Source organism: Mycobacterium stomatepiae (assembly GCF_010731715.1).
Lineage (GTDB): Bacteria > Actinomycetota > Actinomycetes > Mycobacteriales > Mycobacteriaceae > Mycobacterium > Mycobacterium stomatepiae.
Genome location: NZ_AP022587.1, coordinates 832912 through 852458 on the forward strand (window position 1 = coordinate 832912; position 19547 = coordinate 852458).

Below are 19547 nucleotides of genomic sequence, written 5' to 3' on the forward strand. Positions count from 1 at the left end.
CGACCGGGGCCGGCGGACCGCACGCGGGCACCGCCTCGTGGGCCGCGCCGAACCCTGAATGAACCGATCACGGTTGGGTCTCGTTAACCGGGTACCAGCGCCTTGGGCGCCGTGCGGATAGCGGCAGACACGCGCTGATCAGATGCGGACTCGCAGGAGGATCATGTTCAGACGAGTCGGCGCCAGCAACGGCCCCAAGCACAAGCTGCTGACCATCGAATTTCGTGATGTGGTGCGCGAATACCAGATTGGCGGACAAAACGTCCGCGCGCTCGACGACGTCAGCCTGCGCCTCGAGGGCGGGCAGTTCGTCTCGATGGTCGGGCCGTCCGGTGCTGGCAAAAGCACCCTGCTGCATTTGCTCGGCGCGCTGGACTCCCCGGATTCCGGGTCGATCGAATTCGACGGGGACGAGATCGGCCGTCTCAACGACCAGCAACAGTCGCAGTTTCGCCATCACCGCGTCGGTTTCATCTTCCAGTTTTTCAATCTCCTACCGACCCTGTCCGCGTGGGAGAACGTTGCGGTGCCGAAGCTCCTCGACGGCGTACGGCTGGGCAAGGCCAAACCTGACGCGGTCCGGCTGCTGGAGCGGGTGGGTCTGGGACACCGCACCGAGCACCGGCCGGCCGAACTCTCCGGCGGCCAGATGCAGCGCGTCGCGGTGGCGCGAGCGTTGATGATGGACCCACCGCTGATTTTGGCCGACGAACCCACCGGAAACCTCGACTCTAGCACGGGCGCTTCGATATTGACGCTGCTCGGCGATGTCGCGCACGAAGCCGGACGCGGCCGGCTGGTGGTGATGGTGACCCACAACCCCGAAGCCGCGGAGGCAACCGATCGGGTGATCATGCTGCAGGACGGGCGGATCGTTTCCAACGAACGATCGGCGGTCCTGGTGTGAGGCCGGGTTCCGCGATCGGCGCCACCGCGAGCCGCCTGCGGGTGTTCAGCCTTCGCGAACTCGCCGTGCACCGCCGACGAACTGTCGCGTCGATCGCCGTAATGGCGGTCTCTGCAATTTATTTGGTGGCGGTATTCGGCATCTTCGGATCGATCACCGGGTCGGTCAATCGACTCAGCGACGGGATCGCCGGCATCGCCTCGCTGGAGGTCTCCGGGATCACCGACGCGGGCTTTCCCGACGCGATCGCCGCCGACGTCGCCGCGATTCCCGGGGTGGCGACCGCCGCACCGATGATCCGTACATCGGTGTCCACCTCGTCGGGGCCGGTGCTGCTGTTCGGTGCCGACGATCGACTCGCGGCCTTGGGGGGTGCACTCAAGGACTCGTTGAAAAGCGCTGCACCAGAACAGAAAAACGGCGCGCCAGAACAACCGGAGAATCCGCCCGGGCCCGCTAACGGAGTCCGCGTCGGGCCGGGAGTCGGTCGTATCAAGGGAGAGACGTTCCAGCTCGGTTCGGATTCGGTGACGGTGACCGAGGTGCTCACCGGCAAAGAGGTGGCGGCCCTCAACGGCGGCCACTATGTCCTTGCGCCACTTGCGTTGGCGCAGAACATCACCGGCCGCCAGGGTCAGCTCGACTCGATCCTGATCACGATCACGCCCGGCGCCGATCTGGGACAGGTTCGCTCCGCGGTAGCTGCAGCGGTCAATGGCCGCGCCATCGTCGCCGACCCGAGCATGAGGGCGACTCGGGCCGGCGACGGTGTCAAGCTGATGAACTATATGGCCCTGATGGGTGCGATGGTGGCGTTGGTGGTCGGCGCCTTCTTGATCTACACCACGATGACGATGGCGATCACCCAGCGCCGGCCGGTCATCTCGATGCTGCGCGCGATCGGCGGCCGACGCGCCGTGATCGTCCGCGACATGCTCGCGGAGTCGGCGATTCTCGGGGTGATCGGCGGCGGGATCGGGTCGGCCATCGGAATCCTGATGGGCCGCCTCGCGATTGGCCGCTTGCCACCGGCCATGACGCAAGGCCTCGAAGCCCGCATCGTTTACTGGCTACCCGGCTACGCGATACCGATCGCCATCGCGACGACCGCGCTGACCAGCGTGGTGGCCTCGGCAATGGCCGCCCGGCAGGTATACAAGGTCGCACCGATCGAGGCGCTGGCACCCGTCGGTGTGTCGGCCGCCGACCGCGTCCCGCGCTGGCTGCGGGTGGTATGCGGTGTTGGGGCGGTCGTGGCCTTCGCGGCGTCGATCGCGGTCGTCATCACCCAGCGCGGCGTCTTGGCGTTCATCGCGATGTCGGCCGTGTTCTCCGCCGAGATCGCACTTGGCTTCGCGCTCACCGTGCCGATCGTCAACGCCGCGGCCGCAACCGCGCGAGTATTCGGTACCGTCGGCGCCCTGGCCGCGGCGACGATCCAGCGCGCACCGCGACGGGTCTGGGCGACGGTCATGACGGTGGTGATCGCGGTCGTCACCACCGTCACGATCACCGGCACCAACAACTACATGATCCGGTCCGCGCGGGGCATCTTCGCCTCGGTGGTGGACACCCCGGTCTGGGTGAGCGCGAATTCTCCGGACACCTACCCCACTGACGCTCTGCCGCAAGGACTTTCCGACAAACTGGCCACCGTGCCGGGCGTCGCGCATGTCACCGAGGGCGCGTACGGATTCGCCGAAGTCGGGGGCGCCCGGGTGATGCTCGACGGGTTCTCGGCCGGGTCCGCCGACCCGCTGTACCGGGCGCTTGCCCGACAGGTGCGCGACGACGTGCTGGCCGGTCGGGGGGTCGTGCTTTCCCAGAATCTGGGCAAGACCCTGCGCGTTCGGGTCGGCGACCAGCTTCGCATCCAAACCCCGCACGGCGTGCGGCAGGCGCCGGTGCTGGCCCTGGTGCCGTATTTCTCGACGGTTATCGGCACCCTCGGCCTGGGCTTGGATCAAATGCGGTCGTGGTTCGACCGGCCGGTCTCGACGACGCTGCAGATCGCCGCGGCCCCGGGCGTCGACGCGCATCGGTTACTGACCGACGTCCGCGCGGCGGTGCCGGCACCGAACTACGTCTACGACGGCAACGCCGAGCTGGCGGGGCTCGAAGCGCCGATGCATCAGAGCATGTTCATCGCCAATGCCGTGTGGATCATCGTCGTGCTGGTGGCCGCGGTGGCATTGCTCAACACGTTGACCCTCTCGGTGCTGGAACGGCGCCGCGAAATCGGGGTGCTGCGGGCGATGGGGTCCAGCCGTCGGTTCACCCTGCGAATGGTGCTGGCCGAGGCGGCCGGAATCGGCTTCGTGGGCGGTGTTTTGGGGCTGATGTTCGGCTGCGCGGACCAGTGGCTGTTCAGTCTGGTCAGCGGCGACATGATGAATTTCCACGTCACGTTCCACCCCAGCTGGATGGCCCTTGCCTTTACCCTGGGCGCGCTGGCGATCAGCCTGCTCGGCTCGGTGCCCCCCGCCCGCCGCGCGGCCCGACTGAACATCATCGAAGCGGTCGGCATCGAGTAAGAGCTACTCGATCAGCGTCGCGAATCCCTGCAGGTGGGGTTTGCACGGAAACGGCACCGGAGTGCGCGGGATGGCGCGCAATCCCGTCGTGTCGAATCCGGCCGCCGCGATGGAGTCGACGGTGCGCCGGTTCGGTTCGCAACCCGCGGCCAACCACGACCACGGCTTGCTGACCAGGTCCTGCAATCGGCCCATCAGGCCCTCGCCGCGCACGTGCTCGAGCACGACCAGCCGGCCGTCCGGCACCAGCACCCGCCGGATCTCCGCCAGCGTCGCGGTGACGTCTTCGACCGAGCACAACACCAACCCGATGTGCACCGAGTCGAAGCTGTTGTCACCGAACGGTATTGACTCGCCCGTCCCCTCGACGATGTCGGCGGTGATCCCGTGGCGAGACGCCAGACGAGACGCCATCTCACGGAACGCGGCCACCGGCTCCACCGCCGAGATCGAGGTCACCGCGGGCGGGACGAACTTCATGTCGGTCCCCGGTCCCAGGCCGACCATCAGCAGCCGGCCTGTCGCGTGCGCGATCGCGTCTCGGCGGTACCGGTTGTAGAAGAGGCGGTCGAAGACCGGCTGACCGAACCGATATATGTAGGGAAACAACGGATTAGCGGACGCTATCGGCTACCTAGGTCCATTCGAAATGGCGGATACTCGTCACGCATCAACGATACATACACAGCCACCCGGTAGCGCCACCGAACGATGCCCATCAGCAGATCGAACATGCCCCGCGGGGTCGTCCCGGTGCACAACAGCGCCACCGCGGCGATCACGCACAGGACCTGCAGCAGTGGCTCCAGCGCCCAGCACAGAAGTACCTGCGGAGCCCCCAATAGCCACGTCTTCACCAGGACAGCCCAATTCGTCAGGTGTTCGGGATATTCGACGTCGAGCTCGCCGGGATAGTCGGGCCGGGCCGCCAACGTGAAGGGCGGGTATCTGTCGGTGCTGTTCATCGGGAACCGATAGTTCATCACGCGCCAGGACCAGCGCAGCACGCCGACGTTGAAGTCGAAGATCGGGCGTGGGTAGCGTCCGGTGAACAGGATCGCGACGCCGGCCACGACGGTCAGAATCGGATACACCAGATAAAGAAGAATCAGGATGGGATAGTGCGGCACGGCCAGCACACACCACTTGACGAGCCAGAGCCAGCGTGACGGGGAATCGAAATCGCCACGCACGCGGACGATCTCTACCGGCGCATGGGCCGATTCGATCTCGATGACCCTGGTTCCGGTCATCGCGTCGCAGGGGTTAGTGCCGCGAGATCGCGATCGATCTGCGCGGCGATCCGCGGGTGGCTGGTCATCCGGACGAACTCGGTCAGTATCCAGGTGTGTAGTCGATCCGGTATCAATGCCGCCGGCCGCAACACGGACTCGCTATGCGAGACCTGCAGCGACGCGACCCGAGACACGGCGCTGACCTGACCTCGCCGAGTCTTCTCGTACGAGCGCAGCGCAGCCGAAAGCTCGGCCCGGCTGCTGCCGGAGTCGAGGCCCGCGATCGTCTTGCACAACACCATCGTGTCGAGCAGAGCCTGATTCGTTCCTTGCGCGAACGTGGGCGGCATCGTGTGCGCGGCGTCGCCGAGCAAGGTCACCGGCCCGGCGCTCAACGGTGCGGGTACCGGATGCTGGAAATGGGGGTAGGGCGATTGCGCCAAATCTTCGTCGGTCAGTTTCGCGAGCAACAGGTCGACCGACTCGGACCAGCCGGCGAAGGTGCGTCGGATCGCTTCGATCGGGCGACGTGGCCGAATGAATTCGTGGGACCACGGCAAGTCGAACCACCATTGCACGCATCCGCCGCCGGCCGGCCAGAGGCCGGTATTTCCGTGCGCGCCAATGACGATGTAAGCCGTCTCCCGGTCGACGATCTCGGGAAGGCTCACCAGACCCTGCCAGCTGCACCAGCCGGTCGGTTCGGCGGCCGGCGCGCCGACCACCTCCCGGATCACCGAATGCAGACCGTCGGCGCCGATCAGCAGGTCGCCTTCGACCACGCTGCCGTCCTCGAACCCGACCGCGACGCCGTCGGGCATCATGATGACCTGAGCGGCACGCGTGTTGCAGCGGATGCGATCGGCCGGGAAGTCTGTCAGCAGGCGTTCCAGCACAACCCGGCGGGGAACCATCCGAACGGGCGCGCCCATTCGCTTCACCATTGCGTCCACATCGACCGTGGCGACCCGGTGTCCCTTCGACGTCCGCAGGCGCACGGTGGACAGCAGTTGGCCCGCGCCAGCCATGTCGACGCCCAGCTGACGCAGAACCGTCTCGCCGTTGGACCAGATGGTCACGGCACCCCCACCCGCGCGCGTATCGGCGCGCTGATCGAAGACGGTGACGTCGTGCCCGTCCCGCAGCAAACCGCGGGCGACCGATATGCCGCTCACTCCCGCGCCGATCACCAAGACCCGCAGTGGCCGCCCCGATCGCGACGACGAGGATGGTAAACAGCTGATATGACTGCTGGCGCTCGTGCGATCACGCTGTTCCATCCGCCCTCTGATCCGGCGCGATTCGGCCAGTGGGTGGTGGGCTATCTTGCTTCGGCGCGTCACTCTCCTGGACACGTAAGTGCGCGCGAATCGGTTCAAGGCAACAGGCCGCTGGATTGGGCTGTCGAGGTCACCTTCCGCGATGCCGATGTACTCGACGCTTGGCTGGACAGCGCTGAGCGCCAAGCCGTTCTGCGTGAAGGCGAGGCGCAAGGCTGGTGGCAGCGCGCATCCGATCTGGTCCTGACGCAGGGTGAGCCGCCGCCCGCTAACGTCGGTATCTTTCTGCACAGCGTCGCTCCCGCCAAGGAAGCCGAATTCATCGCCACGCAAAGCGAACTCACACGCAGCATCTTCGCATTTCCCGGATACGAAGGCACAGCGGTATTTCCGGCCGATGCGGCCGGACAACAATGGATGTCGGTGCTCCGATTCCGCCGCGCCGATCAGCTGACGAACTGGATGCGCTCGCGCGAGCGCCAAGATGCGCTGCCGCGGCTGCGCGGCGGATTGACCGACGACTTCGCCGAATTGACCCGAGCGCACCGTTCGGGTCGACGATTCGAGTTGCCGACGGGCAGACCCGGATTACCCCGGCCTGGAAGACGGCGATGCTGGTGCTGCTCTGCCTGTACCCCACCGTCATGCTGCTGTCGAAATCGCTCTCGCCCGCGCTGGGCAAGCTGGGGGCGAGCCCGTCGGTGTCGATCTTCGCCGGCAATATCGTCAGCATCGTTGCGCTGCAATGGGTCTTGGTTCCCACCGTGTCGCGCCCGTTCCGGCGCTGGCTCGACCCGATCGACGGGGCGTCGACCCGGATCACCGCCGCGGGCGCGGCCGCGGTAGTGGCGGCCTACGTCGTACTTCTAGCGCTTTTCACGCTGACGGGCTAGCCGCGCGCACCAAACATCTTGTGCAGGTCCTCGATTCCCCACGGCGCCGCGTCGTGATGGTCGCGGTACCCCAGCAGGGACGGCGTCGGCCGGTCGAAGCGTCCGACGAAACCGCCTGCGGCAACCAGGATCTGGCCCGTGATGTCGCGCGCCAGATCGCTGGCGAGATAGGCATAGAGCGGGGCGACGAACGCGGGCGGTGCACTATCCAGCGATGCCTGCTTGGTCACGTCGTCCAGCAATCCGCGGCGGTGCAAATCCGCGATGTGCTTTTCGTCCTCGGATCCGGTGGAAAGCCGAGTCCGCGCCCCCGAGCATACCACGTTGGCCCGCACGCCTTTGGACTTCAGCTCCGCGGCGATGGCCACCGTCAAGCCGTTGACGGCACCCTTGCCCGCGGGGTAGCCGGTGCCACCGTAATCACCCAGAAAAGCCACCGAACTTGTGTTGACGATCGTTCCGTGCCCCTGCGCGGCCATCGCACGTGCGGCGACCCGGCAGGTGTGAAACACCGTGCCGGCATGGGCGCCGATCAGCCGATCGAATTCTTCGGGCGTTATGTCCAGGATCGACGAGCCGGGCGGTTCGGCAATCCCGGCGCAGTTGATCAGGATGTCGAAGCGCCCGAAGCTGTCGCGGCAGGTGTCCACCAGCGCGATGGCGACGGTCTCGTCATCCGCGGCCCCGACCACCGCGGTGGCTCGGCCCCCCGCCGCCGTGACCGCCGCGACGGTGTCCGTCACGGCATCTCCATCACGACCGTTGACCTCGACGCCGGCGCCGAGTTCTGCCAGCAGTTCGACGACCGCGCGGCCGATGCCGCGGCTTCCCCCGGACACCACTGCCGCGCGCCCGGCCAGTAGGTTTTCACTGCTCGTCGGGATCGACATTTGCCGAACAGTACGCGTTTGTCGTTGACCAGCGTTTTCCGGGTCGAGAACGCCGGAGCGCCTATTGCCCGGGCGGCCGACGATTGCCAACAAGCACCGATTCATCCCCAAAGCGACCCAAGGGGGTAGTATCGGAATCGAGTCCGTCTGGACACGTCACCGTTTAGCTAAAAGCGGTCAGTCAGCCGTACGGCTGCTGGACTGTCGCTCCGGTGATCGACAACCCCCGGGTCGCCCTCCTGTGGTGGCGCACGCGCTGTGAACAACAACTGATCCGTCCGACGGACTGAGTTAATGGGGTCCCGCGCGCACGCCCGCGATGGCTGCTGCGCGCGACTCCCAGGGGAGTGTGTCGTAATGCAAATTCATTGGTGCACAGACTGTTTCGCCAGACGCCCGATCGCAGCCGGGGGGTCTCACAGATGACCGAAGTCCTGGCTCCGCCCCGGCCCACCCGGCCGGCTACCACGCGCAAGGACGATTCCTACGACGACGTCGTCGAGATGTTCCTGGCGCTGAGCGCCATGCCCGCCGAATCACACGAGTATCGCCGTCAGCGCGAATGCATTGTGAACCGGTGCCTTCCGCTGGCCGACCACGTGGCGCGCCATTTCGCGCGACGCGGTGAGGGCTTGGACGACCTGACCCAGGTCGCGCGCCCTGGGGCTGATGAATGCCATCAACCGGTTCGACCCCGCAAAAGGGCCTAGTTTCATCGGGTTCGCGATTCCCACCATGATGGGCGAGGTTCGGCGCCATTTCCGCGACTACAGCTGGGGCATGCGGGTGCCTCGCCGGCTGCGTGAGTTGCACGTCCAAATTACAAGGGCGACAGGGGATTTAGTGCAGACGCTGGGCCGGGCTCCGACCGCCCGCGAGCTGTCGAAGGAGCTGGGAGTCACCCACGACGAGATCGTCGAATGCCTGGTAGCCGGCGATGCCTACCAGTTGGAATCTCTGGACGCGCCGGTGGGCGCCGACAACTCCGGGCGGACCCGCCTGGTGGCGGACGCGGTCGGTGCCGTCGATCCTCAGATCGACCACATCACCAACCGCGAAGCGGTGCGCTCCCTGATAGCCAACCTTCCGGAGCGCGATCGGGAGGTTCTGCATATGCGGTTCTTCGAATCGATGACACAGAGTGAGATCGCGAAGCGAATCGGGGTTTCCCAGATGCAGGTGTCGCGCATCCTGGCGAATACCTTGACCTCCCTGCGTGACCAGCTGGAATAGCTCTCGCGCCTTGGTGCCCGGCCGTCCGGCGACACGCGCACTGTACTGTGCGTTTGGGGTGAAATCGACTCCGTTGCCAGATCGAGCCTGGAAGGAGCACGACGCGATGAGGCTTTCACGACCGGTAGTCACGGCGGTGGCTGCGGCGACAGCGCTGGCGTTGGCCGTGGCCGGCTGCGGCGGCAATCAAAAGCCATCGCCGACAACCTCAGGGTCGGCCACCTCATCGAGCAAGACCAGTGCCCCACCGACCTCTTCGGCTTCCACCGCGCCGGCGGCCGACTACACCGGCTGGTTGATCCAGGTGACCGATATCGATGCTCCGGTTCCCTTCACGGGCACGCCGCCGACCAGCAACCCCAACGGCCAGCCCGGCGCGGCGATCACCTTCAACACCCAGGACAACAGCCACACCATCAAAGACACCATCCAGGTGTTGGCGGACCCCGGTGCCGCGACGGGCGCATTGAACGCCGCGAAATCGGCACAAAGTGGCGCGATCAAGCATCCGTCCACCGAAGCGGTGAAGATCGGTACGGACGGAGCGGTGGTGTCCGGCAACTCGCCCGACGGCTCCAAGGGCATTGCGGTGTTGGTGTTCACCGAGGGCAAGACTTTCGTCACGATCGAATTCGACGGCCCGCCTGACACGTTGCCTCCGCCGGACTTCATCAACGACATCGGCCAAAAGCAGGACGCCGCCGTGAAGAAGGGGCTCGGCGGCTGAATCGCGGTCGTACTACGTCGGGCTGCTGAGCAACGCCAGCGATATCGACTCACCCGAAACTTCACGGCACCAACGCCAATCAACAACTCTAAGGCCGACCGGGCAGGTAGGCGCCGATGCGGTGGCGCTATTGCCCGCGCGACACTGATTAAATAAATGGGTTGATTCAACCTCTGCCGCAGTGTTCACTGGGGCGGTGAAAGCCGAGCGGACTGCGCGCTCCGAGAGGTCGACGGGTACCCGAGAAGCGATCCTGTCCGCCGCCGAGTGGCTAATTGCCGAACGCGGAATGTACGCCGTGTCCAACCGGCAGATCAGCGAGGCAGCCGGGCAGGGTAACAACGCCGCGGCGTGCTACCACTTCGGTACCCGGACCGAATTGTTGCGCGCGATCGAGAGCAAGCATCGGGAGCCGATCGAAGAACTCCGGGCGCAGATGTTGGACGACATCGGCGATTCGACCGAGCTGCGAGACTGGGTGAGCACCCTGGTGCGGCCCCTCACCGATCATCTGGCCGCACTGGGCACGCCCAGCTGGTACGCCCGATTCGCGGCCCAGGCGATGGCCGACCCCACCTATCACCACGTCGTCACCAAGGACGCCCTGATGTCACCGCGGCTGGTACAGACGATCGAGGGCATCACCCGATGCCTGCCCGACCTGCCCAAGCGAGTGCGCTCCGAGCGGATCGTGATGGTCCGAAATCTGCTGATGCATACCTGCGCCGAGCACGAGGGCGCGCTGGCCGAGCACGGGCCACGATCGCGTTCCAGTTGGCTGGTCGCCGGCGAGGGATTGATCGACGCGATCGTCGGATTGTGGTGCGCGCCGGTTCATGTGAGTGCGGCGGGCGACTGACCGCCCCACAACGAGGAGCGCGATGATCGACATCCCCGACGAGTCGGACTGGGCCCGGATGCGCGCCGAGGTCGGGACCCGGATCCGCTCGGCGATGGCCGAACACGGCGTCGATGCGCTGCTCCTGCTGATGAACGGTTACGTCGGTTACGCGACCGGAGCGAGCTGGCCGCTGCTGGATGCCGGCCTCTCGCACGTCGAGCGTCCGGTCGCGGTGTTACTCGCGAACGATGAGCATCCACACCTGTTCATGCCGTTGCGCAGCGGATCGTCCGCCGAGTCGCCGGTGCCCGACGACCATCTGCGCGGCCCTGCCTACCTCGAATTCGACTACGGGGTACAGGATTTCGCGCGGCAGCTGGCCGCACTGATCCCGGCGGGAGCAAGCATCGCCGTCGACGAGCTCGCCGGGGCGATGCGCCGGGCAGCACCCCAACTCTTCCCGGCGGGTCCGCCGACGGATGCGGCCATCGTCCTCGGCGCCGCGCAGTTGGTGAAGACCCGCGACGAGCTGTCTTGTCTGCGCAGGGCAGCCCGCATCACCGAGGAAGCGATTGTCGACGTGCAGAAGGCCCTGGCGCCGGGCGTGCGGCAGATCGATCTTTCGGCCACCTTCGTTCGTGGTGCGTTCGAACTCGGGGCCACCACCAACATGCTGGAGGCGATCTGGCAGGTGATGCCGAGCTCCCGAGAGGCCGGAGTGTGGACGACGCACGGCGATCTCGCGCTGCCGCTGCTCCCGACCGAGCGCGAACTGGTCGCCGGCGACGTGCTGTGGACCGACATCAGCATCACCTACCACGGCTACTGTTCCGATTTCGGCCGGACCTGGATCGTCGGCGAGAAACCGACCGCACAGCAGGACGCCCAGTTCCGTCAGTGGCGCACGGTGCTGGACGCCGTGCTCGCGGTGACCAAAGCCGGTGTCACATCCGGGGATTTGGCACGCGCCGCGATCGCCGCCAACGGGGGCCGCAAACCCTGGCTGCCGCACTTCTATCTCGGTCACGGCATCGGCACCTATCCCGCCGAAGCGCCGCTGATCGGCACGGATCTCGGCGAGGAGTTCGACGACACGTTCGTCTTTCCGCCCGGCATGGTTCTGGTGCTGGAACCCGTGATGTGGGAGGACGGCACAGTAGGCTACCGCAGCGAGGAGATCGTGGTGATCACCGAAGACGGCTACGCGCCGATTACCGACTACCCCTATGCGCCCTATGGCGACTGAAATTCTGCCCGACACCCGGGCACTACGCTCCGGGCGCCGGGAACGCGCACTGGCCCAAATGGACGAACACGGCCTCGACATCTTGGTGCTCGGCCGCCAAGCCAACATTCGCTACGTGACCGGCGCACCGCAGCTTTGGATTGCCGGGACGCGGCCGTTCGGTCCGATGTGTGTGCTGGTGCGCGCGACCGGAGACATCTACCTCAACAGCACCGACGACGAGGGAGTCCCCGAGGAGATCGATCACGACCACCTCTACGGGCTGGCCTGGAACCCGATGACGCTGATCGACGCGCTCAAGAGGTCGCCGGCGCCGGGGCGGCCGGCGCGTCGGAACCGACGCGATCACACCGACTTTCGCGGCATTGCTGCCCGACGCGTTCCCGAATGCCGAACTCGTCGATGCCGAGCCGGCGATGCGCGCGGCCCGGCGCATCAAGACACCCCACGAGATCACGGCGATGGACAGCGCGCTGCGTATCGCCGAGCACGGACTCGCTACTGCCGCGGCCGAATTGGCGCCAGGCGTATCCGAGCGGACGCTGGCCGGCGCCATGATGGAGGCGATGGCCGCCGGTGGGGTCAGCACGCCGGCCACACAGGACGCCGCCTGGGTGACCTCGCGGGAACGGCCGTGGCATCGGGGTCAGGCCGAGGTCCGGCCGGGCGACCTCGTCGCCTTCGGCGCCGGGGCGCTGGCCAATGGGTATGTCGCGGAGGTCGGCCGGACCTGGCCGGTCGGCGACGTTAGTGAGGCATTGACTCTCTTTGAACGGTCAAACATGCTGTACGACAGAATGCTTGCCGCCTGTCGGGATGGTGCGCCGACTGGCGAACTACTGACAGCGTACGAGGCGGTTGGTGAGCCGATACCGCCGATGCCGATCGCGCACGGGCTAGGATTGGGTTTCGATCCGCCGGTGGTGTCCGAAACACTGCTCGCCGCAGGCGAACACGAACAGCTCGACGCCGGTATGGTGCTGGCGATCACCGGCTACGTCTGGGAGCAGGGCATCGGCGCGGTGTTCCGCCGGGACACCGTCCTTATCACCGATAGCGGTGTCGAGGTGCTGACCGGCAGCCCGTCATGGGCCGACGGACACCTATAGTTCGGTCGTCCCCACGCACTGATGTCGTGGCAGTCGCGCAGAAGTTGGTAGTCACCTTTGTCGGTCGAACGAGCAATCGGCAGTAGACTGGCATCCGCGTCCCGCTCGCCCTCGGCGCCTGCCGAATGCTGAATTCCCTTGTGTCACTTTAGTTTCTGCTGTCACATAGCAGGCATTTTTGTCGGTGGGCGTCGATAAATTTGGGGTGTGAGTACGGATCGCGAAGCATTATCGGCGGCTTTCGACACCATTCACGCTGCCTTCGATGAACTCCTGGAGCACGACTGCGACGCGCTCGCGACCCGCGAGCTGATGGCGATGCTGCAGCACTGCGAGAAAGTGCGCCGCCGACTGCCGGCGGTTGAACACACTTTCATCAATAATCTGGTCCGGCAGGCCACGCCCCAAGAGATCGGCGGCAAGCTGTCGCATGCGATTGCCGAAGCGACGTTGATCAGTCGCTCCGAAGCGTCGCGGCGCATTCGGGAAGCCACCGACCTGGGGCCGCGGCGCGGGTTGACCGGCGAACCGCTCGCACCGATGTTGGCGGCCACCGCCGCCAAGCAGCGGCAGGGCACGCTGGGACCCGGTCAAGTGGCGGCGATCCGCAAGTTCTACCACCAGTTACCCGGCTGGATTGATGGGACTACGCGCGAGCAAGCCGAGATCAAACTGGCCACAGAGGGCGCCAATTTCCGGCCCGAACAAGTCGCGGAGCTAGCCGCGATTATGGCCGATTGCCTCAATCCTGATGGCAGCTATACCGATGAGGATCGTGCGCGGCGCCGCGGACTGAGCCTGGGCAACCAAGGCAGCGATGGGATGTCGGAGTTGCGGGGCTGGCTGACCCCCGAGGCCCGCGCCACCGTGGAAGCGGTGTGGGCGAAATTGGGTGCTCCGGGAATGTGCAATCCCGACGACGAAAGCCCTTGCGTGGAAGGGAGTCCCAGCGAGCAGTCGATTGAGCGGGATTTCCGCAGCGCGGGGCAACGCCAGCACGACGCGCTGAATGCGGCACTCAGAGCATTGCTCGCTTCGGGCGAACTCGGGCAGCACAACGGGCTGCCGGCTTCGATCGTCGTCACCACCAGCCTGGCCGAGCTGGAGGCCGCCGCCGGTCGCGGCCTCACCGGCGGCGGCACGCTCCTGCCGATGAGCGACGCTATCCGGTTGGCTCGCCACGCCCGCCACTATTTGGCGATCTTCGACAAGGGCAAAGCCCTGGCGCTGTACAGCACGAAACGGCTAGCGTCACCCGCGCAACGAATTGTCCTGTACGCCAAGGACCGTGGCTGCTCGGCCCCGGGCTGCACCGTACCCGGGTACTACTGCGAAGTGCACCACGTCACCGATTGGGCCACGTGTCACACCACCGATGTCGACGACTTGACCTTCGCCTGTGGGGCCCAACACCGTCTGCTGCGCCCCGGCGGTTGGACCACCCGCAAGAACGGCAGGGGCGAGACCGAATGGCTTCCGCCCCCGCACTTGGATCGCGGCCAACCACGCGTCAACACCTTTCATCACCCCGAAAAGCTGCTCCAAGACCGAGACGACGACGCACCCTAGGCGACGCGCCCTTCCTCGGCCAGGGCGGCATCGAGTAAATCCCCCATGCCATAACGCTCCCACACGCTCAGCAGGTTGCACAGCATCTGCAGTGGCGCGCGGACACTTTCGTCGGCTCTGATGCGTGGGTCCGTACGAGTGCTGGGCCCCTCAGCTCCAAACTTCTTGCGTATCAGGGCCGGCACATCCAATAGCCACGCGACTCCCATCGCAGCGGCATAGAGCAGGGTGTGCCGGCGCAACCGCGCCGCTTCGAGCCGCGGGCCGCCGTGGCGACGGACCTCCGAGACGAACAGCTGCAGCAGATCATCGAGATGTAGGTCCCACAAGTCGGTTTCGGCGCCGGACATGGCGCCCCAGATGGCCATACCCAGATTCATCTGGCTGACGCAGCCCCAGTCCATCAGGCCGCAGTGCAGCACCCGGTCGGCGTCCCGCCAAAACCACGCGTTGTCTATATTGGCGTTCCAATGGCACAGCGCGGTGAGGAAGCGGGCCCCGCCCTCGCGCAGCGACGCGGGGTCGGCCGGAAACGTCAGCTCGGATTCGTCACCGACGACCCACCGCGAAGTCACCTGATTACCAGGTCTGTTCGGCGGCGCGCACCAGCATGTGGTTGACTGCCACCCGTCGGTCGCGGGTCACCATGAACAGCTCCGCGTCGGCGATGTCCTCGGGCCGCAGCATGACCATCCCGGCGGTCTGCCTTTCGATTGCCTCCCGCGAGGTGTCGGCCAGGTGGCTGAAGATTTCGGTGTCGACGGTGCCGGGCCCCACCACGCCGACCCGCACCCGCTTGCCCAGCACCTCTTGGCGCAGCCCCTCGCTGAATGCATTGACACCGAACTTGGTCAGCGAATAAACCGCGGTGTTGGGGCGGGCCACCCAGCCGGCGGTCGAGCTGATCGTGACCAGGTCGGCCACGCCGCGGCCGGCGTCGGCGGCGGCCTCGATCAGGTGCGGCAGCGCCGCCCGGGTGGCGTAGAGCACGCCCTGCACGTTGACGGAGACCATCTGATCCCAGTCCTGCAGTGGCTCCTGGTCGGCGGGTCCGGACTGCATCCGGCCGGCATTGTTCACCAGGATGTCGAGACGTCCAAATTCCGCGACCGTTCGCCGTACCGCGGACGCCACTTGCTCGGGGTCGGTGACGTCTGCGGGCACCACCAGCGCCGTGCCGCCGCCGGATTCGATATCTGCTTTCAGCTCGGCCAGCCGTTCGGCCCGCCGTGCCAGCAAGGCGATCGCCGCGCCGTCGGCGGCCAGGGCTTTAGCCGTCGCCGCGCCGATCCCACTGCTGGCACCGGTCACCAGTGCCACGGTCTGTGCCAGTTTTGCCGTCATAACTCGCCCAACGTTGCTGATGCAGCCAGAATTTCGCGGAGAACATAATCGGTGTCCTCGCCCAGGTCGGGTGCGCCCCGCTCGATGCGCCGTCCGCAATGACCGCATCTGCGGTACCGATCAGCTCCCGCAGCCATGGCTCGGTGATGTCGAGCTCGACGGACTGCTTGTTGGTGTTGAGGTAGGCGAACAGCGCACTGCCGTCGCACCCGTCAGCGAGGACGGGCGCCATAGCCCGCGTTGGGCTACCACGCCCAGGCGCCTCGACCTTGATGACCTCGGCACCGAAGTCGGCCAGCAGTTTTCCGCAGTACTCCCCTGCAACCGACCCCGCCGGCTCGACGACTCGGAACCCCGTCAGCGCCGACATGCGAGCTCAGACGGTCAAGGCTTCGCGCGTCCCGAGCGGCTCAGGCGCCACTCCGGCGGGAAGTTCATGTCGTTGTCCTTCACCGCGTTGTTCAGGCCCTTCTCGAACGTCCCGCCGGTCAGGTCGACTTCTTCCGCGTCGTTCTTGATCATCGGCAGCATGCCCTCGACCATGCCGGTCAGCAGACTGCCGAAGTATTCACCCTTGTGCTGTTTGTAGAGCTCCAGGAATGTCTTCTGTACGGCGACCGTGTCGGTCGGACGCGACCGCGAGCACGCCAGCGCGTATTTCAGGGTCTCCTCTTCCAGCTTTTCGCGCGGCACCACGCTGTTGACGAAGCCGCAGTCGTACATCTCCTTGGCACTGAACGGCCGTCCGGTGAAAAGCATTTCGGAGAACTTTCGCAGCCCCATCGTCTCGGCCCACCACCACAACCGGGGTCCCCACCCCACATAGCGGAACGCTGGGCGCCCGAACAGAGCATCGTCGGAGGAGATCACCAGGTCGGCATCGCCGGCCTGGTAGAAGTGCCAGCCGTAGCAGTAGACCTTCGCCTCGATGATGCTGATCTTGCGCAGCTCCTGCAGGGGACGGTTACCGGCACGCGCCTTGGCGTAGAAGTCGGTGACGGTGGACAGCTACCGGTAGGACCCACCCGGCGGGTACTTGACGTCGTCGTCGTTGATCGCGAGCTCGTGATGCAGTGGCAAGCCGGGGTTCTCCAGCATCGGGCGCTGCTCGGGCAAGTCCCCACCGCTACCGAAATCCTCTCCCTCGCCCCGGATTACGACGACCTTGACGTCGTCGTCCACATTGCACTTGTGGATCAAATCGGCGTAGTTCTGCCGCATGCCCAAGCTGGTGGCGTTCTGCGCCTCGGGACGGTCGAAGGTGATGTAGGCGATCCGGTTCTTCTTATCCTTCTCGAACTTGATGTACTGCTCGGCTTCTTTTTTCAGCTTTTCGTAGTCGAATTCGGGCATTGGATTTCTTCACTTTCTCTATTTGAGCCCGCGCCAACGGGAAGCAAAACGCCAGTGACATAACGCGATCCGTCAGAGCGCCAGGCACACCGCGTGGCTGCGGCCCTGCCCCGAGCGGCACCGCCACTGAAGACGACTTTGACTTCGACGCGGCCGGTCATCAGGGCACCACGGTGGGCAGGGTTTCCCAGCCCCGCACCGACGACGTCGGGCTGAGCGTGGCATTGGTCAGATCGGGCTCCCACTCCGGAAAGCGCTTGAGGATTTCCTCAAGCGCGACACGGCCTTCCAGCCGGGCCAGCGCCGAGCCCAGGCAGAAGTGCGCTCCCACGCTGAAGGTGAGATGCGGCCGGGAGGGGCGGTGGATGTTGAATTCGCCGGCGTCCGGACCGAACTGACGCTCGTCGCGGCAGGCTGCGCCGATCAGCATCATCATCACGCTGCCTTCCGGCACCGTCTGGTCGTAGAGGCTGACGTCGCGCGTCACGTAGCGTGCCATGTGCGGCGCGGGCGGCTCGAAGCGCAGCAGTTCCTCGATCGCCTGCGGGATGAGCGAGGGATTTTCGACGAGTTCGCGCCGCTGGTCGGGGTGCTCGGCGAGAACCTTGCCCGCCCAACCGATCAAGCGGGTTGTCGTTTCGTTGCCCGCTCCGGCCACCACGTTGAGGTAGACGAGAATCTCCTCGCGCCGCAGCCGCCGGGTGGTCCCGGCGTCGTCGACGAACTCGACGTTGAGCAGCTCGGTCATGATGTCGTCGGACGGATTGTCGGCGCGCCAGTCGATGTAGGCCTCGAACTGCTCGCCCACCGACAAGCCATGCTCGGCGGCGCTCATCGGCTTGCCGGGCTCGGTGCGCAGTTGGGCGTTGCCGCGGTCGCGGATGTATTCCTGATCCTCTTCCGGAATCCCGAGCAGGGCGCTGATGACCTTCATCGGCATGATCGCGCCCAGGTCGGTGACGAAGTCGAACCGGCCGGAGCCCACCAACGGATCCAGCGATTGCGCGCAGAAGTCGCGGATCATCGGCTCCAGCGCGGCGATCTTGCGAGGGGTGAACATCCGCGACAGCAGCTTGCGGTGAATGTCGTGAATCGGCGGATCCTCGAAGATCAGCATGCCCGACGGAATCTCGAGATTGGCCTTGATCAGCTCCATGATCACGCCCCGCGCGGAGCTGTACGTTTGGTGGTCGATGATGCCCTTGTTGACATCGGCGAATCGGCTCACCGCGTAAAAATCGTATTCCGCGTTGTAATACAGCGGCGCCTCGTCGCGAAGGCGCGCAAACATCGGATACGGGTCGGCGATGAGCTCGACGTCGTACGGATCGAAACGAACATGGCTTTCGGTGCTGGCCGTCACGAAATCCCTCCTAGCACTACCGATTCCGGATGCGGGCGCGACCGAAATACGGCTGAGGTCGCCAGTGGATGAGCGCCGGACCCGGTTCGGGCAATTTGTACACTCCGCTTAAATGCGCTTGCTTCGACAAACGCACGGGCTCGGCTGACACAAGGCTCGCCGACGGCCCGTGAACATCGGCTCACTCTATTCTCGTAGAGAATCATATAGTCGATGGTGTGGCAAGACCCAAAAGCACGAAACCCGGCGCGTCGTCCGGCCAGCCGGCAGTTTCCGCGGTCAGCCCGAGGCGGCGGCACGGCGGCCGCCCGCCGGGGGCACATCACCACCCGCGGTGAGGCGGCCACGGTCCGGACTCTTCAGGATGCCGGTGGCGATGGCCGTCAGGATCGCGTCGAGTTGCTCCGGGGTGTCGACAACCCGGTCGCCGTGGGCGGCGCGCATCAACAGCCCGTTGATGAACGTCAGAGTGACGTTGCTGAGATCCTCGACCACCGCAGATTCCAACTCGGCCCCGTGCGGCATCAGTTGCACCAGGATCTCGCGGTGCAACTTGGTGAAGGCGTCCGTGGCTTGCTGCAGAATCGCGGCCATCGCGGGATCCCGCGCCGCTTGCATCGTCAGCTCGTAGCGAGCCTTGGTCCAGGACAACTGTGGCTCGGTGCCGGCTTGGATCACCACCTGCGACAACAGCGACGGCGTGGGGTTGTCTCCGGTGCCGGCGGCGCTGTCGGCGATCGACTGCAACCGTTCCAGATCCAGCTCGGCGAGCCGTTCGGCGACCGCACGCAGCAGCGCGGAACGGGTCCGGAAGTAGAACGAGGTGGTGCCGTCGGGAACGACGGCCTTGCGATCCACCTTCAGATGACTCAATCCCTTGGCCCCGTCGGCGGCCAACAGCTCGATCGCCGCATCGCACAGATCGCGGCGGCGCTCCGCAGGGTTGGGCTTTCGCCTTTTCGCAGACACGGACGGGTATTGAGCCATGAACACGAGCTTTCGTGGCGAGGATCTAAAGTGAAT

General features: G+C 65.7%; 14 protein-coding genes and 6 pseudogenes. 10 read left to right on the plus strand and 10 right to left on the minus strand.

Features of this window, described 5'->3' with window-relative positions; all coding sequences use genetic code 11:
• Positions 1 to 163 precede the first annotated feature (163 nt).
• Both G6N54_RS04095 and G6N54_RS04100 read left to right on the plus strand, forming a co-directional pair.
• Positions 164 to 907, plus strand: coding sequence for an ABC transporter ATP-binding protein (locus G6N54_RS04095; RefSeq protein WP_372513258.1), 744 nt, complete (start codon positions 164 to 166; stop codon positions 905 to 907).
• Positions 904 to 3441: an ABC transporter permease gene (locus G6N54_RS04100; RefSeq protein ID WP_232073328.1), complete on the plus strand. Its 2538-nt coding sequence runs from the start codon at positions 904 to 906 to the stop codon at positions 3439 to 3441. Before G6N54_RS04095 ends, G6N54_RS04100 begins: the two co-directional genes overlap by 4 nt.
• Positions 3442 to 3444: 3 nt before the next feature.
• Here G6N54_RS04100 and G6N54_RS04105 read toward each other — a convergent pair whose 3' ends face one another.
• The 3 genes from G6N54_RS04105 to G6N54_RS04115 are packed head-to-tail and all read right to left on the minus strand — an operon-like array spanning position 3445 to position 5866.
• The gene (locus G6N54_RS04105) at positions 3445 to 4068 is read right to left on the minus strand and encodes a class I SAM-dependent methyltransferase (RefSeq protein ID WP_163794504.1); all 624 of its coding nucleotides are present in this window, start codon (positions 4066 to 4068) and stop codon (positions 3445 to 3447) included.
• Positions 4065 to 4634 (minus strand): DUF4389 domain-containing protein, encoded by a 570-nt coding sequence (locus G6N54_RS04110; RefSeq protein WP_163794505.1) that lies wholly within the window; start codon positions 4632 to 4634, stop codon positions 4065 to 4067. Before G6N54_RS04110 ends, G6N54_RS04105 begins: the two co-directional genes overlap by 4 nt.
• Before the next feature lie 56 nt (positions 4635 to 4690).
• Positions 4691 to 5866 (minus strand): FAD-dependent oxidoreductase, encoded by a 1176-nt coding sequence (locus G6N54_RS04115; protein WP_264078275.1) that lies wholly within the window; start codon positions 5864 to 5866, stop codon positions 4691 to 4693.
• 54 nt (positions 5867 to 5920) lie between these two features.
• On the opposite strand from G6N54_RS04115, the pseudogene G6N54_RS31475 reads away from it, so the two are divergent.
• Positions 5921 to 6433 (plus strand): annotated as a pseudogene (locus G6N54_RS31475) (antibiotic biosynthesis monooxygenase); the annotation flags it as partial.
• 134 nt (positions 6434 to 6567) lie between these two features.
• Complete coding sequence (locus tag G6N54_RS04120) at positions 6568 to 6849, plus strand: hypothetical protein (RefSeq protein WP_163788682.1); 282 nt, start codon at positions 6568 to 6570, stop codon at positions 6847 to 6849.
• Here G6N54_RS04120 and G6N54_RS04125 read toward each other — a convergent pair.
• The gene (locus G6N54_RS04125) at positions 6846 to 7739 is read right to left on the minus strand and encodes an SDR family NAD(P)-dependent oxidoreductase (RefSeq protein WP_163788683.1); all 894 of its coding nucleotides are present in this window, start codon (positions 7737 to 7739) and stop codon (positions 6846 to 6848) included. The genes G6N54_RS04120 and G6N54_RS04125 overlap by 4 nt on opposite strands.
• A 422-nt stretch (positions 7740 to 8161) precedes the next feature.
• On the opposite strand from G6N54_RS04125, the pseudogene G6N54_RS04130 reads away from it, so the two are divergent.
• From G6N54_RS04130 to G6N54_RS04155, 6 genes and pseudogenes are all read left to right on the plus strand, one after another.
• Positions 8162 to 8972, plus strand: a pseudogene (locus tag G6N54_RS04130) (SigB/SigF/SigG family RNA polymerase sigma factor).
• Between the two features lie 106 nt (positions 8973 to 9078).
• Entirely contained in the window at positions 9079 to 9699 is a 621-nt protein-coding gene (locus tag G6N54_RS04135; RefSeq protein ID WP_163788684.1) for a hypothetical protein, read from the plus strand.
• 181 nt (positions 9700 to 9880) lie between these two features.
• Positions 9881 to 10558 (plus strand): TetR/AcrR family transcriptional regulator, encoded by a 678-nt coding sequence (locus G6N54_RS04140; RefSeq protein ID WP_163788685.1) that lies wholly within the window; start codon positions 9881 to 9883, stop codon positions 10556 to 10558.
• A gap of 22 nt (positions 10559 to 10580) precedes the next feature.
• Positions 10581 to 11786: a M24 family metallopeptidase gene (locus tag G6N54_RS04145; RefSeq protein WP_163788686.1), complete on the plus strand. Its 1206-nt coding sequence runs from the start codon at positions 10581 to 10583 to the stop codon at positions 11784 to 11786.
• Positions 11776 to 12895 (plus strand): annotated as a pseudogene (locus tag G6N54_RS04150) (M24 family metallopeptidase). The gene G6N54_RS04145 and the pseudogene G6N54_RS04150 overlap by 11 nt, the downstream one beginning before the upstream one ends.
• 207 nt (positions 12896 to 13102) lie before the next feature.
• A complete protein-coding gene (locus G6N54_RS04155) occupies positions 13103 to 14464 on the plus strand; it encodes an HNH endonuclease signature motif containing protein (protein WP_163788687.1) in 1362 nt (453 codons plus the stop codon).
• On the opposite strand, the pseudogene G6N54_RS04160 reads toward G6N54_RS04155, so the two are convergent.
• The 6 genes and pseudogenes from G6N54_RS04160 to G6N54_RS04185 form a co-directional block, all read right to left on the minus strand.
• Positions 14461 to 14946: pseudogene (locus G6N54_RS04160) on the minus strand (hypothetical protein); the annotation flags it as partial. The gene G6N54_RS04155 and the pseudogene G6N54_RS04160 overlap by 4 nt on opposite strands.
• 97 nt (positions 14947 to 15043) lie before the next feature.
• On the minus strand, positions 15044 to 15808 hold the full coding sequence (locus tag G6N54_RS04165) for an SDR family NAD(P)-dependent oxidoreductase (protein WP_163788688.1): 765 nt from the start codon (positions 15806 to 15808) through the stop codon (positions 15044 to 15046).
• A 67-nt stretch (positions 15809 to 15875) separates the two neighbouring features.
• A pseudogene (locus tag G6N54_RS04170) lies at positions 15876 to 16178 on the minus strand (CoA transferase); the annotation flags it as partial.
• A gap of 14 nt (positions 16179 to 16192) precedes the next feature.
• Positions 16193 to 17161 (minus strand): annotated as a pseudogene (locus G6N54_RS04175) (enoyl-CoA hydratase/isomerase family protein).
• 160 nt (positions 17162 to 17321) lie between these two features.
• Positions 17322 to 18524, minus strand: coding sequence for a cytochrome P450 (locus G6N54_RS04180; RefSeq protein ID WP_163788689.1), 1203 nt, complete (start codon positions 18522 to 18524; stop codon positions 17322 to 17324).
• Between the two features lie 279 nt (positions 18525 to 18803).
• Positions 18804 to 19424, minus strand: a complete 621-nt coding sequence (locus G6N54_RS04185) for a TetR/AcrR family transcriptional regulator (RefSeq protein WP_232073727.1) — start codon at positions 19422 to 19424, stop codon at positions 18804 to 18806.
• Positions 19425 to 19547 lie beyond the last annotated feature (123 nt).